This is a genomic window from Brevundimonas sp. FV1ye29L, from assembly GCF_058681095.1.
Genome location: NZ_CM178730.1, coordinates 517637 through 542711 on the forward strand (window position 1 = coordinate 517637; position 25075 = coordinate 542711).

Annotated in this window: 25 protein-coding genes; 16 read left to right on the forward strand and 9 right to left on the reverse strand. The window is 67.5% G+C overall.

Annotated elements, in window-relative coordinates:
* Position 1 precedes the first annotated feature (1 nt).
* From ACW17W_RS02610 to pgsA, 8 genes are all read left to right on the forward strand, one after another.
* Positions 2-904, forward strand: coding sequence for an alpha/beta hydrolase (locus tag ACW17W_RS02610; protein ID WP_492079077.1), 903 nt, complete (start codon positions 2-4; stop codon positions 902-904).
* Positions 905-932: 28 nt separating this feature from the next.
* A complete protein-coding gene (locus ACW17W_RS02615; protein WP_492079079.1) occupies positions 933-1379 on the forward strand; it encodes a DMT family transporter in 447 nt (148 codons plus the stop codon).
* A gap of 39 nt (positions 1380-1418) precedes the next feature.
* Positions 1419-3335 (forward strand): excinuclease ABC subunit UvrC, encoded by a 1917-nt coding sequence (gene uvrC / locus ACW17W_RS02620; RefSeq protein WP_492079081.1) that lies wholly within the window; start codon positions 1419-1421, stop codon positions 3333-3335.
* A 36-nt stretch (positions 3336-3371) separates the two neighbouring features.
* Positions 3372-3683, forward strand: a complete 312-nt coding sequence (locus tag ACW17W_RS02625; protein WP_492079082.1) for a YdeI/OmpD-associated family protein — start codon at positions 3372-3374, stop codon at positions 3681-3683.
* A gap of 68 nt (positions 3684-3751) precedes the next feature.
* On the forward strand, positions 3752-4378 hold the full coding sequence (locus tag ACW17W_RS02630) for a carbonic anhydrase (protein ID WP_492079084.1): 627 nt from the start codon (positions 3752-3754) through the stop codon (positions 4376-4378).
* 48 nt (positions 4379-4426) lie between these two features.
* Positions 4427-4663 (forward strand): type II toxin-antitoxin system Phd/YefM family antitoxin, encoded by a 237-nt coding sequence (locus ACW17W_RS02635; RefSeq protein ID WP_492079086.1) that lies wholly within the window; start codon positions 4427-4429, stop codon positions 4661-4663.
* Between the two features lies 1 nt (position 4664).
* Positions 4665-5126, forward strand: a complete 462-nt coding sequence (locus ACW17W_RS02640) for a PIN domain-containing protein (protein ID WP_492079087.1) — start codon at positions 4665-4667, stop codon at positions 5124-5126.
* Positions 5123-5779: a CDP-diacylglycerol--glycerol-3-phosphate 3-phosphatidyltransferase gene (pgsA, locus tag ACW17W_RS02645; RefSeq protein WP_492079089.1), complete on the forward strand. Its 657-nt coding sequence runs from the start codon at positions 5123-5125 to the stop codon at positions 5777-5779. The genes ACW17W_RS02640 and pgsA overlap by 4 nt, the downstream gene beginning before the upstream one ends.
* Here the strand turns inward: pgsA and ACW17W_RS02650 are convergent.
* From ACW17W_RS02650 to ACW17W_RS02660, 3 genes are all read right to left on the reverse strand, one after another.
* The gene (locus ACW17W_RS02650; RefSeq protein ID WP_492079091.1) at positions 5776-6303 is read right to left on the reverse strand and encodes a GNAT family N-acetyltransferase; all 528 of its coding nucleotides are present in this window, start codon (positions 6301-6303) and stop codon (positions 5776-5778) included. The two genes, pgsA and ACW17W_RS02650, sit on opposite strands and share 4 nt — an antisense overlap.
* Positions 6300-8402, reverse strand: coding sequence for a S46 family peptidase (locus tag ACW17W_RS02655; protein ID WP_492079093.1), 2103 nt, complete (start codon positions 8400-8402; stop codon positions 6300-6302). Before ACW17W_RS02655 ends, ACW17W_RS02650 begins: the two co-directional genes overlap by 4 nt.
* Positions 8403-8584: 182 nt before the next feature.
* Positions 8585-10669: a S46 family peptidase gene (locus ACW17W_RS02660; protein WP_492079095.1), complete on the reverse strand. Its 2085-nt coding sequence runs from the start codon at positions 10667-10669 to the stop codon at positions 8585-8587.
* Between the two features lie 245 nt (positions 10670-10914).
* Here ACW17W_RS02660 and ACW17W_RS02665 point away from each other — a divergent pair, with 245 nt between their 5' ends.
* Genes ACW17W_RS02665 through ACW17W_RS02675 form a run of 3 tightly spaced genes read left to right on the forward strand, consistent with a single transcriptional unit; the run spans position 10915 to position 13881 of the window.
* Positions 10915-12087 (forward strand): ABC transporter permease, encoded by a 1173-nt coding sequence (locus tag ACW17W_RS02665; RefSeq protein ID WP_492079097.1) that lies wholly within the window; start codon positions 10915-10917, stop codon positions 12085-12087.
* A complete protein-coding gene (locus ACW17W_RS02670; protein WP_492079099.1) occupies positions 12084-12842 on the forward strand; it encodes an ABC transporter ATP-binding protein in 759 nt (252 codons plus the stop codon). Before ACW17W_RS02665 ends, ACW17W_RS02670 begins: the two co-directional genes overlap by 4 nt.
* 22 nt (positions 12843-12864) lie before the next feature.
* Complete coding sequence (locus ACW17W_RS02675; protein ID WP_492079101.1) at positions 12865-13881, forward strand: HlyD family secretion protein; 1017 nt, start codon at positions 12865-12867, stop codon at positions 13879-13881.
* 65 nt (positions 13882-13946) lie between these two features.
* Here ACW17W_RS02675 and ACW17W_RS02680 read toward each other — a convergent pair whose 3' ends face one another.
* The gene (locus tag ACW17W_RS02680) at positions 13947-15266 is read right to left on the reverse strand and encodes a PQQ-dependent sugar dehydrogenase (RefSeq protein WP_492079103.1); all 1320 of its coding nucleotides are present in this window, start codon (positions 15264-15266) and stop codon (positions 13947-13949) included.
* An 8-nt stretch (positions 15267-15274) separates the two neighbouring features.
* Positions 15275-15865 carry a lipocalin family protein gene (locus tag ACW17W_RS02685; protein ID WP_492079104.1) on the reverse strand — a complete coding sequence of 197 codons (591 nt, stop codon included), beginning with the start codon at positions 15863-15865 and terminating at the stop codon, positions 15275-15277.
* 156 nt (positions 15866-16021) lie between these two features.
* Here ACW17W_RS02685 and ACW17W_RS02690 point away from each other — a divergent pair, with 156 nt between their 5' ends.
* The 3 genes from ACW17W_RS02690 to ACW17W_RS02700 all read left to right on the forward strand — a co-directional run bounded on the left by ACW17W_RS02690 (position 16022) and on the right by ACW17W_RS02700 (position 19009).
* Positions 16022-16969, forward strand: coding sequence for an ABC transporter ATP-binding protein (locus tag ACW17W_RS02690; protein ID WP_492079106.1), 948 nt, complete (start codon positions 16022-16024; stop codon positions 16967-16969).
* Entirely contained in the window at positions 16969-17736 is a 768-nt protein-coding gene (locus tag ACW17W_RS02695) for an ABC transporter permease (RefSeq protein WP_492079109.1), read from the forward strand. Before ACW17W_RS02690 ends, ACW17W_RS02695 begins: the two co-directional genes overlap by 1 nt.
* A gap of 478 nt (positions 17737-18214) precedes the next feature.
* Positions 18215-19009 (forward strand): hypothetical protein, encoded by a 795-nt coding sequence (locus tag ACW17W_RS02700; RefSeq protein WP_492079111.1) that lies wholly within the window; start codon positions 18215-18217, stop codon positions 19007-19009.
* Positions 19010-19031: 22 nt separating this feature from the next.
* Here ACW17W_RS02700 and ACW17W_RS02705 read toward each other — a convergent pair whose 3' ends face one another.
* A complete protein-coding gene (locus ACW17W_RS02705) occupies positions 19032-19409 on the reverse strand; it encodes a hypothetical protein (RefSeq protein ID WP_492079115.1) in 378 nt (125 codons plus the stop codon).
* A 352-nt stretch (positions 19410-19761) separates the two neighbouring features.
* On the opposite strand from ACW17W_RS02705, the gene ACW17W_RS02710 reads away from it, so the two are divergent.
* Positions 19762-20454 (forward strand): DsbA family oxidoreductase, encoded by a 693-nt coding sequence (locus ACW17W_RS02710; protein WP_492079117.1) that lies wholly within the window; start codon positions 19762-19764, stop codon positions 20452-20454.
* A 19-nt stretch (positions 20455-20473) separates the two neighbouring features.
* Here ACW17W_RS02710 and ACW17W_RS02715 read toward each other — a convergent pair whose 3' ends face one another.
* From ACW17W_RS02715 to ACW17W_RS02725, 3 genes are all read right to left on the reverse strand, one after another.
* A complete protein-coding gene (locus ACW17W_RS02715; protein WP_492079119.1) occupies positions 20474-20974 on the reverse strand; it encodes a hypothetical protein in 501 nt (166 codons plus the stop codon).
* Between the two features lie 172 nt (positions 20975-21146).
* Positions 21147-21344 (reverse strand): hypothetical protein, encoded by a 198-nt coding sequence (locus ACW17W_RS02720; protein ID WP_492079121.1) that lies wholly within the window; start codon positions 21342-21344, stop codon positions 21147-21149.
* Positions 21341-21847, reverse strand: coding sequence for an ATPase (locus tag ACW17W_RS02725; protein WP_492079123.1), 507 nt, complete (start codon positions 21845-21847; stop codon positions 21341-21343). Before ACW17W_RS02725 ends, ACW17W_RS02720 begins: the two co-directional genes overlap by 4 nt.
* Before the next feature lie 924 nt (positions 21848-22771).
* Here ACW17W_RS02725 and ACW17W_RS02730 point away from each other — a divergent pair.
* A complete protein-coding gene (locus ACW17W_RS02730) occupies positions 22772-25036 on the forward strand; it encodes a Rab family GTPase (RefSeq protein WP_492079125.1) in 2265 nt (754 codons plus the stop codon).
* The last annotated feature ends 39 nt before the right edge of the window (positions 25037-25075 follow it).

Sequence of the window (25075 nt, forward strand, 5' to 3'; positions counted from 1 at the left end):
TATGCGTGACCTGAATCGCCGCGCCGCCCTGACGGCCGGCCTGGCCGCAGCCCTTGTCGCCGGAAGCGCCGCCGCCCGGGACGGGTCGCGCCTTCCGCGGCGTCGCCGTCAGCGGGGCCTGGGCGGAAACGGGGTGTCGGACGCCCCGTACACCACGGTCTCGACCGGCGCAGATCCGAAACAGGCCGTTGATCTCTACACGGACGGCCTCGCAACCGGGCCGGTGCTGGCCTTCATTCATGGGGGCGGGTGGTCGAAGGGCGACAGGTCGATGGTGCACCGCCTGCCGGAGTACGCCCGACGTCATGGCCTGACCCTGGCCTCGATCGGCTATCGCCTCGTGCCGCAGGTGACGCCGCGCGAACAGGCGCAGGATGCGGCGGCCGCCGTCGCCGTCCTGAAGCGCCGTCACCCGGGCCGACCGTTGTTCCTGATGGGCCATTCCGCCGGCGCCCATCTGGCCGCCCTCGTCGGCGCCGATCCGGTCTATCTGGCCGGGCAGGGGATGAGGCCGTCCGATCTGGCCGGCGTCATCCTGCTGGATGGCGCGGGCTATGACGCCACAGGCGACCGCGGCGGCGGTATCGCGGGCCGGCTTCTGGGTCATCTGTACAGCGAGGCCTTCGGGGATCAGGCTGCGGCGCTGTCGCCGACCCTGCGGGTCCAGCCCGGCGTCGCCTGTCCGCCCTATCTGATCTTCCATATCGCCAGCAGGGATGATTCCAGGGGCCAGAGCGAAGGCCTCGCCGCCGCCCTGCGAAACGCGGGAGGGCAGGCGGAGGTTGTCGTCGCACCCGACGACAGCCATCGCGACATCAATGTCGAGTTTGGCGCGGCCGGCGATGCTGAGGGCGAGCGCGCCGCGCGCTTCATGGCCCAGCACAGCGTCCCGCCATCTCGCTGAGACCGCAGGCCCATGCTAACCGGGCGGAATGAACCCCTCATGGCTGACTCTCGGTCTCATCATTCTGGCAGGCGGCGCCACGGCCCTGCAGGCGCCCACCAATGCGCGGCTGATGGGGGCCGTAGGCTCGCCGGTGAACGCCGCCTTCATCTCCTTCGCCGTCGGCACGGTGGCGCTGGGCCTGGCGGCGGCGGCGATCCAGGTCCGGCCTGACGGGGCGGCGATGCGCGGCCTGCCGGCCTGGGCCTGGATGGGCGGCCTCTATGGCTGTGTCTTCGTGATCGCGGCGGCCTGGTCGGTGCCGCGCTACGGCGCCGCCCTGACCATCACCCTGATGGTCGCCGGCCAGCTGGCGGTCAGTCTGCTGCTGGACCAGACCGGGGCCTTCGGCGTGCCGAAGCAACCGCTGAGCCTCGGCAAGGCGGCCGGCGTGGTGCTGGTGTTCGCGGGCGTGGTCCTCGCCCGCCGGGGATGACGCCTCGTCCCCGGCTCCGGACGTCCTATATTGCAGGCAATGGACGAGGCGGACGAATCGATTCCCGACGACAGGGCTCGTGAAGCGGGGGGGCTCACGGCCGCCGCCCTGATTGCGGACGAGGCCCGGCGCGCCCCCGACAAGCCCGGGGTCTATCGCATGTATGGCGAGGACGGGACCTGCCTCTACGTCGGCAAGGCGCGGTCGATCAAAAAGCGCATCCTGCAGTATGCACAGGGTCGGTTCCACACCCAGCGCATCGGCCTGATGGTGTCCCTGACGCGGTCGATGGAGCTGGTGGTCACGGCGTCCGAGACCGAGGCCCTGCTGCTGGAATCCAACTTCATCAAGAAGCTGAAGCCGCGCTTCAATGTGGTTCTGCGTGACGACAAGTCGTTCGCCGAACTGATGATCCGCCGTGACCATCGTGCGCCCCAGGTCAGGAAACACCGCGGCGCCCACACGACGCCGGGCGACTATTTCGGGCCTTTCGCCTCGACCTGGGCGGTCAACCGGACCCTGGGCACGCTACAGAAGGCGTTTCTGCTGCGGTCGTGTTCGGACAGCGTCTATGAGAGCCGGACCCGGCCCTGCATGCTGCACCAGATCAAACGCTGCTCGGCGCCCTGCACCGGGCTGATCTCGCTGGAGGACTACGGCGAACTGGTCACCGAGGCCGAACAGTTTTTGCGCGGCAAGTCGCGGGCCGTCATCGGCCGGCTGTCGACAGAGATGCAGGCGGCGTCGGACGATATGGATTTCGAACAGGCGGCGCGGGTCCGGGACCGCATCCGCGCCCTGTCGGCCATCACCATGGAGAATTCGGTCAGCGCCGAGGGGGTGGCCGAGGCCGACGTCTTCGCCCTGTTCTCGGAGGGCGGGCAGGCCTGTGTGCAGGTCTTCTTCTATCGTGCGGGCCAGAACTGGGGCGGTCGGGCTTATTTCCCGCGCGTCGACCGGTCGGACACCGATCCTGAAATCCTCTCGGCCTTCCTCGGCCAGTTCTATGAGGACAAGCCCGTCCCGCGCCTGATCCTGTCCAACGTGCGGCCGCACGAGAAGGAACTGCTGGAGGAGGCCTTCTCGATGAAGGCCAAGGTCGACGACGGACGCCGGGTGGTGACCATCGACCGGCCCCTGCGCGGCGACAAGGCGGCCCTGATCGACCATGCCCTGACCAATGCGCGCGAGGCCCTGGGCCGGCGGATGGCGGAGGGATCGGCCCAGGGCAGGATCCTCGACGAGGTGGTCGAGGCCTTCGGTCTGGACGCCCGGCCCGAGCGGATCGAGGTCTATGACAACGCCCATATCCAGGGAACCAATGCGGTCGGCGGCATGATTGTGGCCGGATCCGAGGGGTTCCAGAAGTCGCAGTACCGCAAGTTCAACATCCGCGGCGAGGACCTGATTCCCGGGGACGACTACGGCATGATGCGCGAGGTCATGCGCCGTCGTTTCGCCCGGCTGATCAAGGACGAGGAGGGCGACGAAGCGGTGGTGAGGCCGGACCTGTTGCTGATCGACGGCGGCGCGGGTCAGCTGGCCGAGGTGCTGGCGGTCATGGCCGATCTGGGCATCGACGACATCGCGGTCGTGGGCGTGGCCAAGGGGCCGGACCGGGACGCCGGGCTGGAGAAGTTCTTCATGCCGGGCAAGCCGCCCTTCATGCTGCCGCTGAAGTCGCCGGCGCTGTACTATCTGCAGAGGCTGCGCGACGAGGCGCACCGGTTCGCCAACGGCGCCCACGCAAAGCGCCGCTCGATGGACATCAAGAAGAACCCGCTCGACGAGATTGAGGGGGTGGGCCCCGGCCGCAAGAAGGCGCTGCTGCACGCCTTCGGTTCAGCCAAGGGGGTGGGCCGGGCCGCTGTGGTCGATCTGGAAAAGGTCGAGGGCATCAATCGCGCTTTGGCCGAACGGATTTACGGCTTCTTCCATCCGGAGACCCGGCGCTAGGATGGCCGCCAGGCGCCATTGACCGGGAGACGTCGGGTGAGCGATCTGGCACAGGGCACGGTCCATCGGGCCGGAGCGGACATGGAGTCCGCCCTCCGGTCGGACCCTGAGGTGCTGGCCCTGTGGCAGGGTCTGACGCCGCTGGGGCGCAACGAGTTCATCTGCTGGGTCGAGGACGCCAAACAGGCGAAAACCCGGGAGCGACGCATTGGACGGACGCGCGAGGAACTGCTTGAGGGCAGGACCCGCCCCTGCTGCTGGGCAGGCTGCATCCATCGCACCGACAAGGCGCCAGGCCCCTGGCAGCAGGCCGTCCTGATCGACGGCAAGCGCCGCCCGGGGCCATAGGCGGGCGTGGCGCCGCACCCGGCGCGGGGCCTCTCCCCCGACGGCCCCGGATTGCCTATAAGGCCCGCATGTCCCACGATTCACCCGACCCCCTGCTCACGGGCTATCGCCGCTTCCGCCGGGATCACTGGCCCGAGGCGCGCGCAGAATATGAGGCGCTCGCGTCGGACGGGCAGAGGCCGCATACGCTGGTGGTCGCCTGTTCCGACAGCCGGGCCGATCCGGCCCTGATCTTCGACACGGCGCCCGGCCAGCTGTTCGTGGTCAGGAACGTCGCCAATCTGGTGCCGCCCTATGAACCCGATGGCCAGCTGCACGGGGTTTCGGCAGCCCTGGAGTTCGGGGTCAAGGTGTTGGGCGTCTCACGCATCGTGGTCATGGGCCACGCCCACTGCGGCGGGGTGAACGCCATGCTGACCGGCGCGCCGGACAGCTGCCGCGACTTCGTCGCCCCCTGGGTGGCGCAAGGGTCGCCGATCGTGCGACGGGTGGCCGAGGCCGTCGAACCGGATCAGGTCGAGGGCGCAGCCGAGGAGGCGGTGGTCCGTCTGTCGCTCGACAACCTGCGCACCTTCCCGTGGATCGCCGAGCGCGAGGCGGCCGGGGCGCTGGAACTGACCGGCCTGCATTTCGGCATCGCCGACGGCATCCTGCGGGCGCTGAAGGGGCCGGGCCGATTCGAACCGCTGGTGTGATTTGGCGAAAGTAGTGAAATCCACTACTCTCTACTGATGGACCGCGTCGTGACCGCCTCCGAGGCCAATCGGAACTTCTCCGAGCTGCTTCGCCATGTCGAACAGGGCGAGACGGTCGCCGTGACCCGGCACGGCAGGGTCATGGCCCATATCGTTCCTTCGGACGACACGAAGGAAACGGAACGAAAGCGTCGCGCCGCAGCTATGCGCGAGCTGCTCGACGATCTGGCCAAACGGCCGGTTCTGAATCTGGGCAAGGTGACGCGCGACGACGGCTACGACTGAGGTGCTGGTCGCGGTCGACACCAATGTCTTTGCCTATGCCGAGGGCGGTGATGATCCGGGCAAGGCCGCGATCGCCATGAGATGGTTGCGCGGCCTGGATGGGCAGGTCGTCATGCCTGCACAGGTGGCCGGCGAACTCTACAATGTTCTGACCCGGAAATATGGATGCGCCCGGGCTGTGGCGCTCGACCGCGTGCGTCTGTGGCGCGGAGCCACCCTGTTTCTGCCCCCGTCGGCCGAGGATTTCGATGACGCCCTGGCCTTGGCGGGAGGCCACGACATGCAAATATGGGACGCGATCATTCTTGTGATTGCGTGCTCGGCGGGTTGCCGGTTGCTGCTTTCGGAGGACATGCAGGACGGTTTCGTCTATCGCGGCGTGACCGTCGCCAATCCCTTCGCGGGACGGCTTCACCCCCTGCTGGCTTCTATGCTCGACACCCTGTCCGGAACGCCCGAATGACCGCCATGCCCAAGGCCAACCCTATCCCCAACATCCTGACGGGCATCCGCCTGCTGGCCGGGGTGGTGATGTTCCTGATCCTGGCGGGGGCGACGGGCGGCATTCCCTTCCTGTCGGCCTATCTGAGCCCGGACGATCAGTTCTCCCTGTACCGGACCGCCTTCTGGATTTTCGTCATCGCCGCCTCGACCGACTGGGTCGACGGCTATCTGGCGCGGCGCTGGAACGCGACGACCCGCTGGGGCGCGATCCTCGACCCCATCGCCGACAAGGTGCTGGTGACCGGCGCCATTCTGGGGGTGCTGACCTCGGGTTCGGTGCCGCAGATCGCGATCCCTTGCGGTCTGATCCTGTTTCGCGAGTTCGCCGTCTCGGCCCTGCGCGAGACGACGGCCGGGGAGGTCAAGCTGGAGGTCACCCTGCTGGCCAAGTGGAAGACGACCCTGCAGATGGTGGCTTTGGCCGCCCAGCTGCTGGCCCGCAACTGGGACGGCTTCGGCTGGGACTTCGAATATCTGACCTGGTTCCAGACCTTCGCCGACCTGCTGATCTGGGCCGCCGCCTTTGCCACGATCTGGACCGGCTGGCAGTATTTCTCCAAGGCGCGCCGCCAGATGGAACAGACGCCGGTCAGCCGGCTGGACCCGCTCTAGAGCCGCTTCCCGAGCACAACAAACTCAAGATCGCGCTTCGGCAGGTCGCCGAAGTCGTGCGCCTCGGCGGGAAAGGGGCGACGTTCGCCAGTGAGGACATAGCCCCGCCGTTCATACCAGGCGATCAGTTCGGACCGGATCGAGATGACCGTCATCTCCATGCTCGAGGCGTCGAAGCGCGCGATGGCCTCGGCCTCGGCCGCGGCCAGCAGCCGCCGCCCGTCTCCCCCGGCCTGCCGGGCGGGGGAGACGGTCAGCATGCCGAGATAGGTCGAGCCGTCGGCCTGACGCATTAACCGCACACAGCCGACGGCCTCGCCGCCGTCTTCGGCCATCAGCATGACCTGATCGGGATCGGCGAGAATGTCCGCCAGTTCCGCCTCGCTGGTCCGGGCGCCGCCCAGCAGATCGGCCTCGTGGGTCCAGCCGGCCCTGGCGCTGTCACCCCGATAGCCGCTCTCGATCAAACGGCGCAGGGCGGCAATGTCCTCGGCGGTTGCGGCGCGAAAGCCCGCCTCGCTCACCGCACGCCCAGCTCGGTCAAGAGGCCGGTCATGCCATAGACGTCGCGCAGGGCGGCGGTCACCGCCCCGGTCGCGACGATGACGCTGCGGTTGACGTTGCGGTCATAGCCATAGGCATTGCGCTGGGTCAGGACGGTGGAGTCGAAATTAGCCCCCAGAATGTCTCCGTTCGCGGTCACGACCGGGGAGCCCGAGGAGCCGCCGATGGTGTCGGACGAGACGGCCATGTTCAGCACGGTGTCGGGCGCGATCCGATCCCGGGCCGCCAGCAGTTTCGGCGCCACGTCGAACGGCGCCGCGCCCGTGGCCCGGTCCCACAGGCCGGCGAAGGTGGTGAAGGCGCCGAAGCGCTGGCCCGGGACGTCGGTCCCCTCGATCTTGCCGTAGGTCAGACGCAGGGTGCCGGTGGCGTCGGGATAGACGGCATCGCCATAGGCGGCGAACCGGGCGGCGGCGAGGGCCTCGGAGGCGCGGTCGGTCGGGGCCTGGACCTTTTCCTCCCACTCGGTGCGGATCGCGCGGGTCGGCTCCTGAAGGGTCAGCAGATACTGGATCAGCGGATCGTCGGACGCCTCGACGGCGGCGAGACCGCCCTCCCACAAAGCGCGGCGCACAGCCGGATCGGCCAGTTTCGTTCCGGCGACCAGACGTGCAGACCGTTGTTCGGGGCTCTCGGCGCCGAGCAGGACGCGCACGCGCGGATCGTCGACCGTCAGCCATTCGCGGGTCTTGGACAGCCACCACTCCAGCCGCACCTGATCCAGCGCCGGATAGACGGGCCGTTCGGCGAACAGGGCGGTCTGCGTCGCCGACAGCCGGCTGTCGGCGAATTCGGGCAGACGTTCGGCCGTGGGCTTCTGACGTTCCTGCGCGCCGCGCACCAGGGCCCGGGCCCAGAGGAACAGTTGCGATCCCCCCGCGACCGGGGTTGTGCCGATCCCGGTCCCGCCCTCCAGCAGGGCCATGGCGGGATAGAGTTCGCGCAAGGGCGGTTGAACGTCCGACAGGTCGCGCCAGGGATTGCCGACCCGGGCCGACAGGTCGGCGCTGTTGAGGATCCGGCCGCGGAATTCGCCTTCAGACGCCTCGCGCCGGGCCATGAAGGCGGCATCGGTCAGGGCCCGCATGCGGCCGAGACCGCGCTTGTAGGTGTTCTCCAGACCCACGATGGGGTCCATGGCGATGAAGGCGTTCTGATCGCTCTCCTGTGAGAACCGGATCAGCCGGCCGCGCAGTTCGGAGGCGATCAGCTGGTCCATCGGCAGGACGACGTCGCGCACGGTCGCCAGCTGGTCCTGGGTCAACAGCCGCTGGGTGGCGCCGGGACTGCCGGAGACGAAGACCGGCTGGCCCTCGACCGGTTTGTCGGCGTTCCAGCGGAAGTGGCTCGGGGTCGCGGCCGGGGCGCCGTTCTCGTACAGGCGGATGAAGGCCGCATCGATGGCGAAGCGCGGGAAGGAGAAGTTGTCCAGATCGCCGCCGAAGGTCGCGGCCCGGTCCTCGGGCGCCCAGGCCAGGCGGACGTCGGCGTACTTTTTGTAGGTATAGAGTTTGAACTGGCCGCCGCGATACAGGCTGACGACCTGGCAGCGTTTGTCGGCGGCGCTGCTTCCATCCGGATTGGCGCAGGCCTCCTGTTCGATCCGCCCGGCCTCGGCGTCGCGGGCGCGGGTGAATGCGACGCCCGAGAGACCCTCGCCGGCCTTGTGCATCCGCTCGGTCACGTCGGCGATATCGGTCAGGATCTCGGCCGATCCGCCGGGGCATTTCAGCTCTTCCTCACGCGTCTTCGGCGTGAAACCCGTTTCGGCGTAGTTCGTCTGCGGCGTCGACAGATTGGCCACGCAGGTGGCGACGCAGTGGTTGTTGGTCATCACCAGCCCCTCGGCCGAGACGATCCCGGCCGAACAGCCGCCGAACTTCACCGAGGACAGCCGCACCCGGTCGAGGAAGGCCTGATCGATCGCCGTCCCCAGGGTCTGGTTGGCCCGGGCGATGGGGAAGTTGTCAAAGGTCCACATGCCTTCTTCCGCGCTGGCCGATGAGGCGGCGGCGAGGGCCAGGACGGCGGCGGAGGCGGCGAGGGCGGGGTGACGCATGGAAAACTCCTGTCTCCTCCCTGTCGCGAAGCGATGGGGAGGTGGATCGGCGCACTTGCGCCGAGACGGAGGGGTTCTTGAGGCGATTGATCGTCTTCAAGTCGTGGCGTGGAAAAAACCCCTCCACCACTTCGTGGTCCCCCTCCCCATTCGCCAGGAGGCGAACAGGGAGGAGAGTTGGTTTACCGGACGCCCAGTTCTTCCAGCAGGTGGGGCTGCTGGTAGACGTTGCGCAGGGCCTCGGTGATGGCGGCGGTCGAGACGGTCACCGTGCGGTTCAGCGTGCCGTCATAGCCGTAGGATCCGCCCAGAGAGTGGATGTTGCCGTCGAAGGCGGCGCCGATCACTTCCCCCCTGGCATTGATCACGGGCGAGCCCGAGTTGCCGCCGATGATGTCGTTGGTCGAGACGAAGTCATAGACGACGTCCTTGTTGATCCGGCTCTCGGCCTCGACGAAACGCGCCGCGGCGTTGAAGGGCTCGGCACCCGTCGCCCGTTCGTACAGCCCGCCCATATAGGTGAAGGGCGGCACGGTGACGCCGCGATAGGTCCAGCCCTCGACCGCGCCATAGGACAGGCGCAGCGAGAAGGTCGCGTCGGGGTACAGGTTGGAGCCATAGGCGGCGAAGCGGGCCTGGGCGATCTTTTCGGCGGCCTTGCCGGTCGGGGCGTTGACGGCGGCGTCCCACTGGGTGCGGATGGCCTGGGCGGCGTTGTCATTGGCCATGACGAAGGCGATCATCGGGTCGCCCGAGGCGGCCAGCTCTTCCGGCGTCATGGCGAACAGGCGGGCGCGTTCGGCAGGGTCGCCCAGTTTCGTTCCGGCCACCAGACGATCGGCGATGTCGGCCGGGGCCTCCTTGCCCAGCATCGCCTTCACGTCGGCATTGTCGACGGTCAGGTATTCGCGGGTCTTGAGCAGCCAGTGGGTGAGGTAGAGCTCCTCCAGTCCGTTGTCGATCGGCGTGACCGCGGCCAGGCGACGGCCGGTCTGGGTAATGGCGGCGTCGGTATAGCCGGCGCGGCGTTCGGCGACGGGCCGGGCGCGTTCCTTGGCCGTACGGACGATGGCGCGGGCGTAGCTGTAGAGGGTCGAACCGCCGCCGGCCGAGGCTTCCAGCTGGCGATAGGGCAGGAACAGGTCGCGGGCTGCAGACTGGACCGCGTCCAGTTCACCCCAGGGGTCGCCGATGCGGGCGGCCACGGCGGGGTCGGCGGCGACCCGGGCGCGCAGCTCGGCTTCTTCCTCGCGCTTCTTCGCCATGAAGGCAGGATCAGTCAGGGCGCCTTGCTGACCGTACCAGACCTTGAAGCTGTTCTCGAGACCGAACAGGGGGTCGACCGAGACCCGTTTGGCCTCCTCCGACGTGGTCGCATACTCCTGAATCCGCCCGCGCAGCTCCGAGCCCTGGATCAGGCTGATCGGCAGTTGCTGGTCGCGCAGACGCTCCAGCTGGGACATCGTCAGAAGGCGCGAGGTCGAGCCGGGGTTGCCGGCGACGAAGACGGCATCGCCCTCTTTCGGAGCCTCGGCGTTCCAGGTCAGGTGGTTGGGGGTCGTGACCGGCTTGCCGTCCTCATAGAGGCGCAGGAAGCCGGCATCGAGGGCGTAGCGGGGGAAGTTGAAATTGTCAGGATCGCCGCCGAAGAAGGCCGCCTGGAACTCGGGGGCGAAGGCCAGCCGGACGTCCTCGTATTTGCGGAACTTGTACAGTTTGTACTGGCCGCCGCGATAGAAGCTGATGACCTGGCAGGTCAGCTTGCGGTCATCGCCGCAGGTCTCGTCCTGGATCTTCGTGATTTCCGCGCCGCGGGCCTGAACGAAGGCCGCGCCCTCCGTGCCGGCGCCGGCGGCCAGGACCCGGTCGGTGACGTCGGTGATGTCGGTCAGGATCTCGGCCGTCTGGCCGGGACACTGTTTCTCGTCCTCGCGCGTCGCGGGCATCCAGCCGTTCTTGACGTAGTCGTTCTGCGCGTCCGACAGGTCCTGGACGCAGCCGATGACGCAGTGGTGGTTGGTCAGGACCAGGCCCTCGCCCGAGACCAGGGAGGCCGAGCAGCCCTGCAGGCGGACGGCGGCGTTGCGCACCCGGTCAAGCCAGGCCTGATCGATCGACGTGCCGTATTTCGCGTTCACCGTGGCGATCGGGAAGTTGTCAAAGGTCCACATCCCCTCGTCGGCCCGGGCCGGGGCGGCCGCGGCGGCCGAAAGCACGGCTATGGAGCCCCCGATGGCGAAAAGGGCGGCGGTGAAGCGAAGCGACATGAACATATCTCCCGAGGGGGTGGAGGCTGGATGTCGCCCCCATCTGTTATAATATAGCTAGCGGGCGGGGGCGGCTGTGCGCAAGTCGTCTTGCCGGCGCCGTCGCATCCCTCATGCCGTTTTCCTCGCGCCGTTGGCGACCCGGGTCAAGAGCGGGCGACCGCCGCAGCCTTACCCCGATTTAACTTGGCCGCAGGGCCGGGCGCCGTCAGATAGCGGCGTATTCGGGGTTGAAACTTTCCTTCATGTCTCTCGCTCTTTCCACACTGCTGTTCGAGTGGCGGCGCTACATGGCCGCCGTCATGGCCCTGGCCCTGTCCGGCCTGCTGGTTCTGGCCATGACCGGCGTCTTTATCGGCATCGGCAAGGGTTTCACGGCCACCATCGAGCGCTCCAGCGCCGATGTCATTGTCATGCAGCCGGGCGCCAAGTCCCTGATCGGCGGCCCGTCCGGCGTGCCGCGCCGCTTCATTCCCCAAGTCTACAACAACCCCGAGGTGGTCGAGGTTCAGCCGCTGGACGGCGCCGGCGGCAGCTTCCAGTCGATCAAGACCGTCGACCCGACCATGAGCCAGGCGGATCGCGCCAAACAGGGGGCGCCGCGCCAGCAGTTCGTCCAGTCCTTCGTCATCGACACGACGCCGGGCGCGGTGACCATTCCGACCGACTATTCCCAGGAGCTGATCGACGCCCTGCGTCAGCCCTATACGGTGGCCATCGATGAGACGGCGCTGAAGCCTCTGGGCGTGAAGCTGGGCGACAAGGCCCTCTACAATGGTCAGACGGTGACGGTGGCGGCGGTGCTGCGCGGCTATCCGAACATGATGCAGTCGACCATCATCATGTCGCGAGACACCCTGCGGATGCTGGGTCAGGCCGACACCGGGCCGCGCGTCGGACCGCTGATGGTCAAGGTGCGCGATCCCGCGCGGGCCGCGATCGTCGCCGCCCAGCTCAATGCCCAGGGCAATGGCCAGTGGAAGGCCTGGACCCGTCAGGAACTGGCCGACGCCAACGCCAGCGCCATGTTCGAGGAGGGTATTCTCGTCATCATCATCGGCGGCTGCGTGGTGCTGGGCATTATCATCGGCGTGGCCATCACCTGGCAGACCCTGCGCGGCGCAATCATGGCCAATATCAAGGAGTTCGCCTCCCTCAGGGCACTGGGCGTCGGCATGGGGTCGCTGAACCGGATCGTCATGGAGCTGAGCTTCTGGGTCGGTTGCGTCGGGGTGGCGGCGGCGATCCTGCTGACCTGGCTGGTGTCGCTTCTGGCCCTGGCCAATGCGGTCATCATCGCCCTGCCGCCGATGCTCCTTGTCGTCGTCGGCGGCGGCCTGATCCTGATCTCCATGGTGTCGGGCCTGCTGTCGCTGGGCATCCTCAAGAACAGCCAACCGGCGGACCTGCTGCGATGAACGCCCAACATACGAAGGTTCACGGCAAGCACGGCGACTATGCGATCGAGGCCAGGGGTCTGGTCAAGCGGTTCAAGTCGGGCAAGAGCTTCGTCGAAGTGCTGAAAGGCGTCGATTTCGACGCGCGCCACGGTGACCTGACCATGGTCATGGGCCCGTCGGGCTCGGGAAAGTCGACCCTGATCGCCGCCCTGTCGGGCCTGTTGCGCCCCGAGGAGGGCCGGGTCGACGCGCTGGACGTGGACGACCTGTGGAAGCTGTCGTCGGGCCGGATCGACCGGTTCCGTCTCGCCCACTGCGGCTTCATCTTCCAGGGCTTCAACCTGTTCCCGGCCCTGACGGCCCTGCAACAGGTGACCACGGTGCTGAAGTTCCAGGGGCTGAGTTCCGGCCAGGCCAACCGGCGGGCCACCGAGGCCCTGACCGAGGTGGGGCTGGCCCATCGCCTGCACCAGCGGCCGGCCATCCTGTCGGGCGGCGAGAAGCAGCGCGTCGCCATCGCCCGCGCCCTGGCCAAGGACCCCAAGATCCTGTTCGCCGACGAACCGACCTCGGCCCTGGACGGCGAGAACGGCCAGATCGTCATCCGCCTGTTGCGGCGGGCCGCGACCGAACACGGCGCTGCCGTCATCTGCGTCACCCACGACCCCCGGCTTGAGGAATGGGCCGACCGGGTCGTCAAGATCGAAGACGGCGTCATCATTTCGGATGAGCGCCGCAGTCCCAATCCCGACGCCCGTCTGGCGTCGCACTGACCTGTCTGAAGGACACGAGACAATGCCCGGTTTTCTGAAGTTGAAGCGGACCTGGATCGGCCTGCTGTTGGTGATCCTGCTGGGGGGCGGCTTCTTCGTCGTGAGCAAGCAGAACGCCGCCAAGAAGGCTGATGCGGCCAAACAGGAGGCGACCAAGCCGGCCAGCCCCTATGCGGCCATCGCCAACGGCAAGGTGGATATCGAGGGCGGCATCATCCAGGTCGCGGCGCGTCGCGGCGGGGTGGTGCGCGAGGTGCTGGTGCAGGAGGGCGATCGCGTCTCGGCCGGCCAGATTCTGGCCCGTCAGGAGGACGACGAGGCCCGGCTGTCGGTCCAGACCGCCCGCGCCTCCGTCAATCAGGCCGAGGCCCAGTTGGCCCAGATCCAGGTCGACATCCGCACAGCGGAGCGTGAGTACGACCGCCTCCAGAAGCTGGTCGCCACCAACTTCGTCGCCGCCCAGCGCGTCGACCAGGCCCGCGACTCGATCGCCAGCGCCCGCGCCCGTATGGGCTCGCAGCAGGCCGCCGTCCAGACCGCCCGCGCCCAGCTGGCCAGCGCCGAATACGATCAGGAGCTGACCGTGATCCGGGCGCCCGCCGACGGCCGCATCGTCCGCCGCTACGCCAATCCGGGCGCCGGCGCCTCGACCCTGAACGTGTCCAACATGTTCGATCTGGAGCCTGACGCCCCGCGCATCGCCCGCGCCGAGATTGTCGAGAGCGACATTCCCAACGTCACCGCCGGCCAGAAGGTCGAGATCACCCCGGAAGGCGATCCGTCCAAGGTCTATGTCGGCGAGGTGCTGCGCCGCGCCGCCGTCTTTGGCGCCCGCAAACTGGCCTCCGACGACCCGTCACAGCGGACCGACGAGCGGGTGGTCGAGGTGGTCGTTTCCGCCGGTGACGCGCCCCTGCTGATCGGCCAGCGGGTGCTGGTCAAGTTCATGAAGCCGGGCGAAACGGCCGGGGCTCCGCGCACCGTCTCTACGGGTGTTCCGGCCAACCGGGCGATGCGCTCTCCGACCCAAGGCGGCTGACGCTTCCTCACTCGACTTGAGCATTTGAGGCCCGGACGCGCGAGCGTCCGGGCTTGTTCATGTCCTCAGCGCGCTGGCGTCGGCGATACGCGCCAGATCACATTGCCCACGTCATCGGCCACCAGAAGCGCGCCGCGCGCATCGGTCTGGACCCCGACCGGACGACCTCGCGCCTCGCCATCGGCGTTCAGGAAGCCGGTCAGGATGTCCTGGGGCGGACCGGCCGGCCGGCCGGCCGCGAAGGGTACGAGGATCACCTTGTAGCCGTTCGGCGGGTTACGGTTCCATGAGCCGTGCTGGCCGACAATGGCCCCCTCCCGCCACGCCGGGACGAGGTCGCCGTCATAGAAGGTCAGGCCGAGGGAGGCAGTGTGCGCCCCCAGCGCGTAGTCGGGACGGATGGCGGCGGCGACCCGTTCCGGATTGGCGGGCTTGACCCTCTGGTCCACCGTCTGGCCGTAGTAGCTCCAGGGCCAGCCGTAGAAGGCCCCCGGGGTGATCGACGTCATATAGTCCGGGACCAGATCATTTCCGATCTCGTCGCGTTCGTTGACCGCGACCCACAGCTTGCCGCTCTGCGGGTTCCAGGCCATGCCGACCGGATTGCGCAGGCCGGAGGCATGGATGCGGCGCGCGCCGGTCGCCGGGTCGATCTCCAGTACGGCCGCCCGCTCGGCCTCCTCGGCCAGTCCGTTCTCCGCGACATTGGAGTTGGACCCGACGCCCACATACAGGCGCGACCCGTCCGGCGAGGCGACCAGGCTCTTGGTCCAGTGATGGTTGCGGCCGGCGGGCAGGTCGGTGATCTGGACCGGCGTAGCGTCGATGCGGGTCTGGCCGGTCTGATAGGGGAAGGCGACCACGGCGTTGGCGTTCGCCACGAACAGCCGGTCCCCGACCAGCGCCATGCCAAACGGCGAATACAGACCGGTCAGGAAGGGGGTTTTCAACTCCGCCACGCCGTCGCCGTCGGCGTCGCGCAACAGGGTGATCCGGTTGGCGCTTTCGGTCACCGCCCCGGCCTTCTTCATGAACAGGCCCTGGAAGAAGCCGCGCACGCCGCCCGACTTCTCTTTCGGCTTCGGCGGGGCATTGGTCTCGGCCACCAGGATGTCGCCATTGGGCAGGCGATACAGCCAGCGCGGATGGTCGAGACCGGAGGCGAAGGCCTGAACCCTCAGACCCTGAGCCGCTGTCGGGGTTTCTCCCGTCGCCCAACCGACGGCCGGGGCGACCTTCACAGTTGGAAACAGACCGCTCTTCGGCGCCGGCAGCCGTGGATCGGGTCCAAAGCCGGCAGAGGGGGGCAGGGCCTCGCCGCTGCCGCAGGCGGCCAGCAGGACGGCGAGCGAGACGGCGGTCAGGGCTGGCGTTTTGGGGGGCATGGAGGTTCTCATTCGTTCAGGCGGGCTGCGGTGGCGGCGACATCGGCGGTGGCCAGCGGGGCGGGAAACTCCAGCCGGGAGACATCATAGCCCAGGGCCGTGACCCGCGCCTTCAGCCAGTCCAGCGTCGCCGCATCCGGCGCGGCCCGGGTGTAGATCCAGAGCCGGTCGAAGGTCGGATCGGCCGAAATAAACCAGCTGTAGTCGTCCGCACGATCCAGAATCCAGTAGTCCCAGGTGACAAGACCCCCGAAATAGCGGGCGCGAAATTTCGCATTGGCGCCCGGGTCGAGGATCACGGCCGAGGCGCCGATGGCCTTCTCCTTGCCCTCGGGCGTATCCGACCGGCAGGTGTCGCGCAGGTCCAGTCGCTCCGGACTTTCCAGTCGATAGGTCGTGGTTCCCGCAACGCATCCATCGGTCAGCCGCATGGGCGTGCGTCCGATCTCCAGCCACAGGCCGTCGTAGAGGCGGGCGGCGTCGATGGATTTCGCGGGGGCCGGCGCCCGGTACTGATCAGGGGACGGGGCCGTGACGCAGCCGCCCAGCAGGCTGGTCGACAGAAGGCCGGCGACGGCGAAAAGGCGTAAGGACGACATGGTGGCGCTCCGGACGTGGACAGAACCTTTCCATGCTACGCCGGTTCCGCCGGTTCGGTTTGCCGCCTCATTTCATCAACGCCCTTGAGCGTGGCCTCCGGCGGGCCATATTGCGCAGGCGCGGGCCTGCCCCGGGGACGGGGAGAGCATGCGGAAATGACGACGGCGATCGCCATTGAGGGTCTGACCAAGACCTACAAGTCCGGCCATCAGGCGCTGAAGCGCGTGGACCTGACCATCGAGAAGGGCGAGATCTTCGCCCTGCTGGGCCCCAACGGGGCGGGCAAGACGACGCTGATCTCCATCGTCTGCGGCATCGTCACGCCCACAACCGGCAAGATCACCGCCGACGGTCATGACATCCAGACCGACTATCGATCGGCGCGGAAGAGTATTGGTTTGGTGCCGCAGGAACTGACCACCGACGCCTTCGAAAGCGTCTGGGCCACGGTCACCTTCAGCCGGGGCCTGTTCGGAAAGGCGCCTGACGCGGCCTTCATCGAACAGCTGCTGCGTGATCTCAGCCTGTGGGACAAGAAGGACGCCAAGCTGCGCACCCTGTCGGGCGGGATGAAACGGCGTGTCATGATCGCCAAGGCCCTGAGCCATGAGCCCGACATCCTGTTCCTTGACGAGCCCACCGCCGGGGTCGACGTCGAGCTGCGGCGCGATATGTGGGAACTTGTGCGACGGCTGCGGGATCGGGGCGTCACCATCATCCTGACCACCCACTATATCGAGGAGGCCGAGGAGATGGCCGACCGGGTGGGGGTGATCCTGGGCGGGGAACTGATCCTGGTCGAGCGCACGGCGGCCCTGATGAAGAAGCTGGGCAAGAAGACCCTGACCCTGAATTTGACCGAGGTCATGACCCGCGTCCCCGACGAACTGGCGGATTGGAAGGTCGGGTTGAAGGGCGAGGGACACGAGCTGGAATATGTCTTCGACGCCAATGCCGAGGACACCGGGGTGCCGTCCCTGATCCGGCGGCTGGAACAGCAGGGTATCGGCTTCAAGGATCTGAACACCCGCCAGAGCTCGCTGGAGGACATCTTCGTCAGCCTGGTGCATCGCGACAAGACGCAAGACGGGGACGCCGCCTGATGACCTTCAATCCTCGCGGCGTCTGGGCCATCTATCGTTTCGAGATGGCGCGCGCCCTGCGCACCCTGTGGCAGAGCGTGGTCACGCCGGTGATCACCACGGCCCTGTATTTCGTGGTCTTCGGCTCGGCCATCGGCAGCCGCATGACCGAGGTTGACGGCGTACAGTACGGCGCCTTCATCGTGCCCGGCCTGATCATGCTCAGCCTGTTCACCCAGTCGATCTTCAACGCCTCCTTCGGCATCTATTTCCCCAAGTTCACGGGCACGATATACGAGATCCTGTCGGCGCCCGTGTCGCCGCTGGAGATCGTGATCGCCTATGTCGGGGCGGCGGCGACCAAGTCAGTGGTGCTGGCCCTGATCATCCTGGCGACGGCCGCCCTGTTCACGCCGTTGCAGGTGCTGCATCCGGTCTGGATGCTGCTGTTTCTGGTGCTGATCGCCACGACCTTCAGCCTGTTCGGCTTCGTCATCGGCGTCTGGGCCGACGGGTTCGAGCAACTTCAGGCCATCCCGATGCTGATCGTGACGCCGCTGACCTTCCTCGGCGGGGCCTTCTATTCGATCGACATGCTGCCCGGGGTGTGGCGCACGATCAGCCTGTTCAACCCTGTCGTCTATCTGATCTCCGGTTTCCGATGGACCTTCTATGGCGCGGGCGATGTCGGGGTGGGGATCAGTGTCCTGGCCACCCTCGGATTCCTCGGCGTCTGCATGCTGCTGGTGAGCTGGATCTTCAGGACCGGCTACCGGCTGAAGAGCTGAGGCGACACGCCGCCATCAAAGCGACCCACTGGCGAGGAAGGCTGAGGCCCGGCTAGTGTGGCGTCCCTCGCCCAGGCAGGCGTGACCCCGATCCCGGACCCCGACCCAAATTCACGGAGCCCCAGTGGCGCGAAAACCTGCAGACCCAGACCCCCGGGCGGACGCCGCTACGGCTTCCGGACCCGAGGAGGCGCAGACGCCGGCGAAGGCCCGCCGTCGGGCCGCGCCGAAGCCGAAGCCTGTGGCGGACGAACCGGCCGCTTTGGACGCGACCCCCGCTCCGACCCCCGTACCGGCCCCTGCTCCCGCACCGGCGGCCGTCGCGCAAAGGCCGTCGGTCGGGCGGGCGCCGATCCAGTGGGGGCGTCCGCCGCCGACCGTGTTCCGCGTCGGCCCCCTGCCGACCGCCGGCGCGGTCCGGCCGGGGCCGAGGCCTGTACCGGCGCCTGCGCCGACGCCCCGACCGGTCCCCCGGCCGATGTCCGCCCCCCTGCCGGGATCGCGCCCGATCGGCGGGAGCATCCTGAGCGGGTCGCTGATCCCGCAGCTGAGGCCCGGGGCGACGCCCGCGCCTGTCCCGAACCCGGTCTCGAGCCCCGCGCCGACCGCCCGCCCGACCCCGATCCCGACCGGGGTCCCATTGCAGACCCCGACGGCGCCGCCGCGCCCGGCCCTCGCCCCGACGCCCGAACCCGCCCCGGCTCCGGCCCCCGGGCCGCCCCCCGAACCGGCCCCGCAGGCGGCGGCGCGGCGGGGCCCCGGCGGGCGCTGGATCATCGCCGGCGGCGTCTTGCTGCTGGCCGTCGCCTTCGTCCTGTGGCTGGCGCTGCGGCCCGGGCTGGAGACGGACCGTCTCCCCACCCCGGCCGCCCCCGCACAGGTTGCGGCGCCGGTCGCGGACCCCGCTTCAGAGCCGGCGCCGGACGCCCGTTCCGGTCCGGCGACCCCGCCCGGTGCGACCCCGCCCGGTGCGACGCCTGCGCCTTCCCCGACCCAGACCCCGGCTCCCGCCCCCGCCCCGGCCTCGCGACCCGGGGCGAGGCCCGCGACGCCGGCGATCCGAACGGCGCCCCTGACGACGGCCCCCGTCGAGAGCGCCCCCGTTCAAAGCGCCCCGGTCCAGAGCGCGCCCACAGCCTCCGCCCCCGCCCCGGCGTCGCCGCCGGTCGTCACGGTTCCGCCGTCAGGTCCGGCGCCGACCGCCGCGCGGCCGTCGTCCAGCGATCCGGACGCCCCGATCTCGACCCGGCCCCAGCCGCTGGACCCCGACTGAGCCGGGCGCCCGGCCGGGGGCCTCAGCCCAGGGTCAGATAGTTGCGCTCGACCATGCGGCGCAGCGCCTCATAGGCCTCGGCCAGCTCCTCATAGGCGGTGCGGGCCGTGGTCAGGCGGGCGATCTGGTCCGGGGTGGCCGGCGAGCCCGATTCCGACAGCCGCAGCGCCTCGGCGACCCAGCGGGTGCGGGCCGTCGCCACGGCCACGGCCAGTCGCTGAAAGGTGCTGGCGTCGACCTGGGCCAGGGCCGGGCCGATGATCTCGCGGTTGGAGATGAAGGCGGTGTAGTCGATCTGCTCCAGCTGGCCGCGCAGACGGCGCTGTTCGTGCGGATCGGTGTCCTGCGGCTCGAAATGATCGCGCGAGCGGCGGGTGGAGTTGGTCATGATGGTCGACATCGGTCGCGAGCCTCCGGGCGATGCAGCCCTCCTGGACCCGAGGGTGCGCCCGGGTCGTTAAGGATCGGTTCAGACGATCAGGGCGGCGCCCAGGGCCACGAGCGAGCTCCAGGCCATCACGGAAAACAGGGCTGCGGCGATCAGGCCGATCCAGCGCCGGCGACGGTCGATGAACACGATCAGCCCCCCACCCGAGGCGGGCCCCACGCCCGCCCCGCCACCCTAGGCCGGGGCGGACGGCTGGCGCAACAGCGTTCTGGCAGACGCCCGCGTCCGCTGTCGCATCCGCACTGGCGCCGCCGCCCGGCGGGCCCATATGCAACCCATCCCGCTCCCCTTGCCGGAACCCGCCATGACCGCGCCCGCCGAGACACCGCAGACCCTGCAGCCCCTGACGACCCTGAAGATCGACTTCGTCTCCGATGTGGTCTGCCCCTGGTGCGCCGTCGGCCTGGGCGGGCTGGAGACGGCGCTGGAAACCCTGAAGGCCGAGGGGATCGCCGCCGAGATCGCCTTCCAGCCGTTCGAGCTGAACCCGCAGATGGCGGTCGAGGGCGAGAACATCGTCGACCATATCGGCCGCAAATACGGCTCCACCCCCGAACAGTCGAAGGCCAACCGGGCCATGATCACCGAACGGGCGGCCGAGGTCGGCTTCGACATGCGGATGACCGAAGACAGCCGGATCTGGAACACCTTTGACGCCCACCGGCTGCTGCACTGGGCCGGCACGGTCTCGGCCGGGGCCCAGAAGGCGCTGAAACAGGCCCTGTTCACCGCCCATTTCACCGACAACCGCAACCTGACCGACGCCGGCGTCCTGACCGCCGCCGCCCAGGCCGCCGGCCTGGACCGGGCCGGGGCGGCCGAGGTCCTGGCCTCGGGCCGCTATACGGACGCCGTCCGGGCCGAGGAGGCCCTGTGGCGCCAGCGCGGCGTCGCCTCCGTCCCCGCCGTGGTGATCGAGGGCAAATATCTGATCTCGGGCGGCCAGCCGGCGGCCGTGTTCGAGGACGCCCTGAGAAAGATCGCCGCCGTCCGCTAGGGACGGCGAAAACACCGTCTCAGCCGGTCGCATCGGTCGCATCGGTCGCATCGTCGGGGTGCGGGGCGTCGGCGGGGTCGCCCCGCTGGAAGGCGCGGGCCTCGTCGCGTTCCAGCCATCGGGCCATCTCGGCCTCCTCCTCATCCATGGCCAGACGCACGCGACGCCAGCGCAGCGCCTCGGCGGCGTCGCCGCGCAGCACGGCCCGCATCATCCGCCGGTGGGCCACCCAGGCCAGGGCGCCGATCTCGACCCGGTCCAGATCGCCGTCGACCCGGTCCTCCAGCTCCACCCCCTCGTCCCAGGGATCCAGCCGGTCGGGCGGCGTCCACGGCTGGTCGACCCGTCGCCAGCGCTCCAGCCCGGCCCGTTTGCGCAGGGTGGTCAGGCCGACGCCGTGGCGGCGACAGCATTCGGTCGCCGGAACCCCGGCCAGATAGTCCTCGCGCACCGCCGCCCAGACCTCGGGCGGGGCGATGAGACGGGCAGGGCGAAAGGCGGGCGTATCGGATCCGGTCATGGCGCGAGTGTGCGCCCGCCCGATCCTGAGGCGGGTTCAGCCGCTCCGGGCCCTCCGCAAGTGGTTGAAATCGCGGGCGGAGGGCGTGTTTTCGGGGGATGGGAAAAAGTTTCGGGCGCCCATCCGGGATAGCCGCGTTGCGGCTTCCGGGATGACGGGGGCCGGTGCTGTCTTACGCCGCCTTCGGCTTGCGCGGGGACTTCGGCTTCAGGTCGTCGAGTTCGCCGGGGGCGCCGGTGATCAGGCGACCCTTCCAGCCGGGGGGCGGCAGGAACTTGCCGGACTTCTCTTCGCGCGTGCCGTGCTGGGCCGTATGGGCGGCGGCGCGCCCGGCCTTCAGGACGGTTTCGGTGTCGAAGATGCGGTTCATGACGAGCTCCTTTCTAGCAGAGACAGGCCCTCGTCGCTACTCGCGAAGACCTCCCAGCTATCGACGATCGGTTTGTAGACGGTCTCCAGGTATTCGAGGCTGAGCAGGAAGCGCCGCCGCAGAGTGTCTTCCGGTATGCCATGGCCGCCGCGCTCGACGCGCCGGGCCACGCGCGCGACGGAAAAGTCGGCCGAGGGCACGCGCAGATAGATCAGTTCGACGCGATAGCCCGCAGCCTTCCATCGGCGGATGCGCACGGCGTGGGAACGGGTGGCGAGCGTTGTCTCCAGCACCACATCGACCCGGTCGGCGAACAGCTCATCAAGCCGTTGGATCACCAGCCGCCCGGCCACCAGATCCCGCTGTGGCCCGGGCGGCAGCCCACGCGCCACCTCGTCCGGGTTCACGAACCGGAACGCCTCCGCCCGCTGCCGGAGGAAGTCGTTGATGAAGGTGGTCTTCCCGGCTCCGTTCGGTCCGGCGAGGAGGACGAAGGTGGGCATGGGGGCAGCTTACGGCTGTATTCTAATCGGTCAAACGTTGTGTTGGCGCGCGCCCTTGAGCGAGATCACGGTCCATCTTCTTTCGTCATCCTCCGGCGACCCCCGCGAAGGCGGGGGGAGACCGGGGGACCCATCGTCATCCTCCGGCCGATCGAAGATCGGACCGGGGGAGGCGCCGAAGGCGATCTGTTCAGGCAGGATGTTGGAAGCGCCGCGTGCGCGACAGGGTCCTGCTCGCGCAGGCCGCCGGGTCCCCCGGTCTGCGCCGCGAAGGCGCGGCTTGCCGGAGGATGACGAAAGAGGAGGGACAGATACACCCTCCACCCGCCGGGAGAGGGGAGCGGAAGGCGGCGGAGGCCCTGTGGGTCTCGCCCGGCATCAACAGCGTGCCCGCCGGGGTGGTGGAGGGGACGGGACGGATCCCGGGCGGGGCAGCCGGCGGGGGTGTTTGAGGAGGCGTTGCGGGGGATGGCCGGGGGGCTGATCCTTCTCCTCCCTGTTCGCGTAGCGAATGGGGAGGTGGCGCGGCGCGGCTTCGCGTCGTGACGGAGGGGGTCTTGAAGCGGGCAGGGTCGGTGGGGCGTGAAGAACCCCTCCGTCTGCTCGCAAGCGCTCGCATCCACCTCCCCATCGCTGCGCGACAGGGAGGAGACGGGTCAGGCCGCCTTGCGCGGCGCGTTGTCCGGGGTCACGAACCGGAACGCCTCGGCACGGTGAGGCAGGAAGCGGTGGTTGAAGGGGGCTCTCCGGCCCCGTTCGGCCCGGTGAGGAGGACGAGGGTGGGCATCACGCAATCTGCCTGCACCGCGACCACCACGACAAATGCGTCTGAAACATGATGTTGTTCCACGTTGTTCCAGACGGGTTGACATTCGCTCCCGCTGGACGCATTGGTACAACGCGGAACAACAAGGAGCTCTTCCCATGGCCGTCTATCTCGCTTCACGCTCTCAAGCTCAGGGTCGACCTGGGTGGAGCATCAGCTTTCGCCACCCCATGCGCCGCGACGCCCGCAAAAAGCCAGGGCTGAAGATGCGACGTGGGTTGAATACCACCTCATCCGAAGAGGCAGATGTCCTTGTCCAGCAGATGAACGAAATTCTCGCTGACGATCAGTGGTGGACCCCAGCCCGACGCGTCGAAGCTTCGAAGCGATTCGACGCCCGAGTAGTCGATGCATTTTATGACGATATTGAGCCTGCAAGTATTGACAACCGGGCCATTCGAGAAAGCATCATTGCCTTGCCGGGCAAAGCGGAAGGGTATTCGAAAGTATTGTTCGTTGGAACGACCGGTGCAGGAAAAACCTCGCTTGTTCGCCACCTGATCGGTTCCGACCCCGAGGAGGATCGTTTTCCTTCTACCTCGACCGCCAAGACTACGATCGCCGAGACTGAACTGATCCTGGCTGAAGGCGACTACGAAGCCGTTGTGACATTCTTCTCAGAAGCGGAAACGCGGGTCGCCATTGAAGAATGCGTTATCAACGCCACCACTGCTGTGCTCGACAAGGCGACGGACGAACGGGTCGCTGATCGCTTTCTAAACCATCCTGACCAGCGCTTCCGGCTTGGCTACACGCTTGGGTCGTGGAGAAAGGGGGCGAAGCAGGGCGACGTTTCCGAGGATGACTGGGATTTCGGCGGCGATGTCGAATCCGATGATGTCAAAATCGAAGACCCGGATGCGGTTCCGTCTTCGGAAGTGCAGGGAAATCAAGAGCGGCTGGAGCGATATGTGAGCCGCATTCGAGCCCTTGTCGCCCAAACGGCTATTAATCTTATGACGACCTTGGACATTGATTACGACAAGGCGTCGCCAGACGACCGCGACTCGTTCTTAGATCTTCTTGAATCGGAACTGTATCAAAATGTATCGTTTTCCGAGCTAATACATGATGTAACTGATGACATTCAGTCACGAATGGATTTGGTAACAGCGGGATCGTTCGAACGCCGCAAGTCGGGCTGGCCAGAAACGTGGACATTCACGACCTCCGATCGTGCCGAATTCATTGAGCAAGTTCGCTGGTTTTCCAGCAACTATGCGCCGTCGTTTGGGCGGCTGCTCACTCCGCTCGTAGATGGTGTGAGAGTCAAAGGCCCGCTTTACCCGACTTTTGATTCTAGCCGACCCGCTCTCGTTCTGCTTGACGGGCAGGGACTCGGTCACACACCAGACAGTTCGGCGAGCGTTACGACGCAGATCACTCGCCGGTTTGCCGAGGCAGATTTGATCCTGCTCGTGGACAACGCCGAACAACCGGTTCAGGCTTCTCCTTTAGCCGTGCTTTCCGCTGTCGGCACCAGCGGTCACTACGGAAAATTGGCAGTCGTCTTCACCCATTTTGACCAAGTCAAAGGTGATAACTTGCCAACACCGTCGGCCAAGAAGGAGCATGTGCTGGCGTCTGTCCGCAACGGCGTAATGTCCCTGCGTGAAGTTGTGGGCGGAGCGGTTGCAAACTCACTAGTCAAAGCCCTCGACGCCGACTCCTATATGCTTGGTGGCTTGCAATTGAAGAGCAGCAAGCTGCCTCAAGGAGTAATCCGCGAACTAGATCGCCTAATCCAGCGGTGCGCTGACGCGATCAAACCAGCACCTGCGCCAAGCGTTTCGCCGATTTACAACCTGATCGGCTTGGATTTTGCCGTTCAGGCAGCGACGAACAAGTTCCACGATCGATGGTCAACGCGTCTGGGCTTGGCCGTAAGGGCCGGTGTGTCGAAGGAGCACTGGACGAGGATCAAGGCGCTGAACCGGCGTATTATCATCGGTCAAGACCACTACAATAGTCTTGCGCCTGTGGCGGACCTCATCCGAGAACTTCAAACACAGGTTTCTAGGTTTTTGGACAGCCCGACCTCTTGGACCAGAGACCCCGTGGACGAGGAAGAAGCGCAAGAAGCTCTCGCGTCCGTTAGGCAGGGTGTATTCACTGCCCTGCATGATCTTGCCCGAGAGCGCATAATGGACGACCAGCAGCCGCAATGGCAGCGGGCCTATGATTTCCGGGGGCGCGGCTCGACATTTGAGCGTGCTGAATTGATCGACGCCACCTTCAGAGATGCGGCACCGATCCCGGGTCCATCGATGCCGCCGAAGGCCGCAGTCTTCTTAAATACTGTTCGATCTCTCGTCTCAGAAGCCATTCGCGAGACTGGAGGTGAGGTGAAATCCGTCAACTGATTTTGCCGGCGGGTGATCGGGATAGTACCGATCACCCGC

Bases quoted from the DNA above. Each gene is read 5' to 3' on its own strand.
- uvrC (WP_492079081.1), top strand. From the start codon at position 1,419: ATGGACGAGGCGGACGAATCGATTCCCGACGACAGGGCTCGTGAAGCG.
- ACW17W_RS02665 (WP_492079097.1), top strand. From the start codon at position 10,915: ATGTCTCTCGCTCTTTCCACACTGCTGTTCGAGTGGCGGCGCTACATG.
- ACW17W_RS02680 (WP_492079103.1), bottom strand. From the start codon at position 15,266: ATGCCCCCCAAAACGCCAGCCCTGACCGCCGTCTCGCTCGCCGTCCTG.
- ACW17W_RS02705 (WP_492079115.1), bottom strand. From the start codon at position 19,409: ATGTCGACCATCATGACCAACTCCACCCGCCGCTCGCGCGATCATTTC.
- ACW17W_RS02690 (WP_492079106.1), top strand. From the start codon at position 16,022: ATGACGACGGCGATCGCCATTGAGGGTCTGACCAAGACCTACAAGTCC.
- ACW17W_RS02695 (WP_492079109.1), top strand. From the start codon at position 16,969: ATGACCTTCAATCCTCGCGGCGTCTGGGCCATCTATCGTTTCGAGATG.
- ACW17W_RS02630 (WP_492079084.1), top strand. From the start codon at position 3,752: ATGTCCCACGATTCACCCGACCCCCTGCTCACGGGCTATCGCCGCTTC.
- ACW17W_RS02700 (WP_492079111.1), top strand. From the start codon at position 18,215: ATGTCCGCCCCCCTGCCGGGATCGCGCCCGATCGGCGGGAGCATCCTG.
- ACW17W_RS02720 (WP_492079121.1), bottom strand. From the start codon at position 21,344: ATGAACCGCATCTTCGACACCGAAACCGTCCTGAAGGCCGGGCGCGCC.
- ACW17W_RS02655 (WP_492079093.1), bottom strand. From the start codon at position 8,402: ATGCGTCACCCCGCCCTCGCCGCCTCCGCCGCCGTCCTGGCCCTCGCC.
- ACW17W_RS02660 (WP_492079095.1), bottom strand. From the start codon at position 10,669: ATGTCGCTTCGCTTCACCGCCGCCCTTTTCGCCATCGGGGGCTCCATA.
- ACW17W_RS02710 (WP_492079117.1), top strand. From the start codon at position 19,762: ATGACCGCGCCCGCCGAGACACCGCAGACCCTGCAGCCCCTGACGACC.
- ACW17W_RS02610 (WP_492079077.1), top strand. From the start codon at position 2: ATGCGTGACCTGAATCGCCGCGCCGCCCTGACGGCCGGCCTGGCCGCA.
- ACW17W_RS02670 (WP_492079099.1), top strand. From the start codon at position 12,084: ATGAACGCCCAACATACGAAGGTTCACGGCAAGCACGGCGACTATGCG.
- ACW17W_RS02715 (WP_492079119.1), bottom strand. From the start codon at position 20,974: ATGACCGGATCCGATACGCCCGCCTTTCGCCCTGCCCGTCTCATCGCC.
- ACW17W_RS02730 (WP_492079125.1), top strand. From the start codon at position 22,772: ATGGCCGTCTATCTCGCTTCACGCTCTCAAGCTCAGGGTCGACCTGGG.
- pgsA (WP_492079089.1), top strand. From the start codon at position 5,123: ATGACCGCCATGCCCAAGGCCAACCCTATCCCCAACATCCTGACGGGC.
- ACW17W_RS02675 (WP_492079101.1), top strand. From the start codon at position 12,865: ATGCCCGGTTTTCTGAAGTTGAAGCGGACCTGGATCGGCCTGCTGTTG.
- ACW17W_RS02685 (WP_492079104.1), bottom strand. From the start codon at position 15,865: ATGTCGTCCTTACGCCTTTTCGCCGTCGCCGGCCTTCTGTCGACCAGC.
- ACW17W_RS02615 (WP_492079079.1), top strand. From the start codon at position 933: ATGAACCCCTCATGGCTGACTCTCGGTCTCATCATTCTGGCAGGCGGC.
- ACW17W_RS02725 (WP_492079123.1), bottom strand. From the start codon at position 21,847: ATGCCCACCTTCGTCCTCCTCGCCGGACCGAACGGAGCCGGGAAGACC.